Source organism: Vibrio sp. M260118 (assembly GCF_036533755.1).
In the GTDB taxonomy this organism is placed as follows: Bacteria; Pseudomonadota; Gammaproteobacteria; order Enterobacterales; family Vibrionaceae; genus Vibrio.
The window spans coordinates 1-3,153 of record NZ_JATABG010000383.1 but is presented as its reverse complement, the minus strand read 5'-3'; the positions used below and the strand labels follow the sequence as shown (position 1 = coordinate 3,153).

At 45.1% G+C, this 3,153-nt stretch carries 3 protein-coding genes; 1 reads left to right on the top strand and 2 read right to left on the bottom strand.

Going from position 1 to position 3,153, the window contains the following annotated elements:
• Positions 1-61 precede the first annotated feature (61 nt).
• Positions 62-937: a LysR family transcriptional regulator gene (locus tag QTO00_RS17115; protein ID WP_331425856.1), complete on the top strand. Its 876-nt coding sequence runs from the start codon at positions 62-64 to the stop codon at positions 935-937.
• A gap of 95 nt (positions 938-1,032) precedes the next feature.
• On the opposite strand, the gene QTO00_RS17110 is transcribed toward QTO00_RS17115, so the two are convergent.
• Both QTO00_RS17110 and QTO00_RS17105 read right to left on the bottom strand, forming a co-directional pair.
• On the bottom strand, positions 1,033-1,581 hold the full coding sequence (locus QTO00_RS17110; RefSeq protein ID WP_331425855.1) for an NAD(P)H nitroreductase: 549 nt from the start codon (positions 1,579-1,581) through the stop codon (positions 1,033-1,035).
• Between the two features lie 108 nt (positions 1,582-1,689).
• On the bottom strand, positions 1,690-3,153 hold a 1,464-nt coding region (locus QTO00_RS17105), incomplete at its 5' end, for a 3-hydroxyacyl-CoA dehydrogenase NAD-binding domain-containing protein (RefSeq protein WP_331425854.1).

Sequence of the window (3,153 nt, the reverse complement as noted above, 5' to 3'; positions counted from 1 at the left end):
AACTTTGACATTTGATATGAAGATAAATTACTAAAAATCGCAAAAAAGTGTGTCTGATACAATGAAATTAGATGATCTAAACCTATTTAGGCTTGTCGTTGAAAATGGGAGTTATACTGCAACTTCCAGAAAAACAATGATTCCTGTTGCTACTATCACGCGACGTATTCAGGCCCTTGAAGACTCGTTAAATTTGCGTCTTCTTAATCGTCATGCGCGTAAACTCTCTCTTACAGAAGCGGGAGAGCGTTTTTACAGTGAATGCTCTCCTCTGCTTAGTCGCCTTGCTTCAGCGGCTGAAGAGTTGACTGACGAGTGCCGTGGCGCTGCGGGTAAAATTCGAATCACCGCACCATCGAACCTAACAAAACGCATGATGATGCCAATGTTTAACGCTTTTATGGCCAACTACCCTGACATCAACATTGAGCTTACCACCAGTAATCATGCAGACCAGCTTGATCCTACAGAGTGGGATGTTATTTTTCGTGTCGGTCCCCAGCGCGATTCGAGCCTGATTGCACGTAAAATCGGTGCGGTTGCCGACATCTTAGTCGCAAGTCCAGAGTATCTAAAACAAGCACCTGTGCCAAAGCATGCTGAAGATCTCCACCATCACTCGCTACTGAAAGGAGCACCACTTCTCAAGTGGCAACTCTCCAACCAAAATGGTGAGACCATTATCAACAACGATAAAGGCCGCTTTCAGTCCAATACGCTAAACGTAGTACGCAGTGCTTGCTCAGCAGGTTTGGGAATCACCTTAATGCCGGATGTGATGCTGAGAGAATACATAGAAGATGGCAGTTTAGTACGCGTGCTTGAAGACTGGAGCGCAAACCCACGTGATATTTACATGTTGTACAACCACAAAGATCATCTACCTGAGAAGGTAAGACTGTTTATCGACTTTGTGATCGCTTATCACCTTCATTAAACGCACCATAGACACATAAAAAGCTTGGTTTTGACCAAGCTTTTTTCGTCTGTTTCAGTCGGTATTTTACCAATCAGAATAAGTCTCTGGTGGTTTTATAGATACTCGACAAACTTACTTAACTCTCGCTCTGGAACTCGCATCGGTGTACAACCTGAGGTACCTAAATAGAGGAAACCGACAATTTCATCGTCCCCTTGCAATCCGAACGCTTGATGTACCTCTCGGTGGAACATCCACTTTCCTGAACGCCAAAAGCCTTGAAACCCTTGAGCAACCGCCGCCATTTGCATCGCATGAGCCGCACACCCAGCCGATAAGTATTGTTCAAACGCTGGCACCTTTTCATGCTCTGTCACCTTAGCAATCACCGTAATCACCATCGGTGCGCGAAATGGTGCGTTTTTAACCTTATCTACCACGGCCTGCTCACTATTCTCAGCTTGGGCTGCTTTAACTAAGATGTCTGACAGCTTGTTTAAGCCTTCACCTTGCGCAATAACAAATCGCCAAGGTGTTAATCCTGCATGGTCTGGCGCGCGTAGTCCTGCACGAATAATGGTTTCAAGGGCTTTCCCTTCGGGAGCGGGCTCTGACAATTTTGCTATTGAGCGACGATTTAACAATAAATCTAGAGCATCCATGAGACTTCCTTTTTAGCTTCTTGTTTTTAAAATACATTAACCTAATGATAATAACTCTCACAAACAAAAAAGGCGAACCCCTTGGTTCGCCTTCGTGATGCTTCAGTTTTAGTCGTAGAACTTGGCGTCAATGCCCGCTCTAGTGAGCAGACCATCACAAGGAGCAAAGCGGTCTCCGTATTTCTGCGCATGTTCGTTCATGATTTCAACTAACTTAGCAATACCGATCTGATCCATGTAGCGGAATGGACCACCCAAGAATGGAGGGAAACCAATACCAAATATCGCACCAATGTCACCATCTCTCGGACTACGGATGATGCCTTCGTCTAAACAGCGTACCGCTTCATTAAGCATAGGTAACGCACAACGCATTGCTATCTCTTTTTCACTCAGTTTAGACTCAGGATTTAAACCGAGCAGTTTATATACCGATTTATCGACCTCTTTCTTTTTACCTTTGTAGGTATAGAAGCCTTTACCGCTCTTACGTCCTTTACGATTGTCGTTAAGTAGCTTATCGAACACATCCGGGCCTTGGAAGCGATCACCAAGTTCGTTAACCAATATCGGCATGATCTTAGCGCCAATATCCACACCGACTTCATCAAGCAGGGTGATTGGACCAACTGGGAACCCAAAGTTAAGTAATGCGCTATCCAATTGCTCGATTGGTTCACCAGCTAACAGTACGTTTGCGGCCTCGTTCATATAGGGCGCGAGGATACGGTTAACGTAGAAGCCGGCACAATCTTTGACTACGATAGGGGTCTTGCCTTGCTTACGAGCAAAATCAACAACCGTAGAGATGGTTTCATCTGATGTGGTTTCATGAGGAATAACCTCAACTAAAGGCATCTTCTCTACTGGGCTGAAGTAGTGCAAACCCACCACGTTCTCTGGACGCTGCGCTTTCTCGGCAATTTGATGAATTGGCAGTGAAGAGGTATTGGTGGCGAAAATAGTGCTCTCTTTACCATTCGCCTCAATATCCGCCACCATCTGCTGTTTTAGATTCAGATCTTCGAACACTGCTTCAACAACAATATCAGTATGCTTGAAGTTGGTGAAATCTGTACCACCAGATAACTGCAACATTTTGCTTTGTAGCTGAGCTTTGGAAATGATGCGACGCTTTCTCTGCTTATCAAACAGCTTATAGTTGTACTTCAGCGCATTAAGCACGCCATCATTTGACACGTCTTTTATACGCACAGGGACTTTGGCTTTTGCCACACTAACATGACTGATCCCTGCCCCCATTAAGCCGCCGCCAAGTACCGCAGCTCGCTCAATCGCTTTTGGCTGGGCATCACTGCCATGCTCTTTTTTCATTTCGGTTGTTGCAAAGAAGATTGAACGTAGAGCTTTTGACTCTGAGGTCATCACCAACTCACCAAAGCGTTCGGCTTCTTTTTTCTGACCTTTTTCAAAGCCTTTCTCAAGCCCATAACGAATAACTTCTAAAATAGCGTCTGCAGCTGGGTAGTTGCCACGAGTTTTCTCTCTGGTTTTCTTCGCCGCCTGTTCGAAAATAACTTTACGACCAAGACCCGTGTTCGACATCAACTT

Bases quoted from the DNA above. Each gene is read 5' to 3' on its own strand.
- QTO00_RS17115 (WP_331425856.1), top strand. From the start codon at position 62: ATGAAATTAGATGATCTAAACCTATTTAGGCTTGTCGTTGAAAATGGG.
- QTO00_RS17110 (WP_331425855.1), bottom strand. From the start codon at position 1,581: ATGGATGCTCTAGATTTATTGTTAAATCGTCGCTCAATAGCAAAATTG.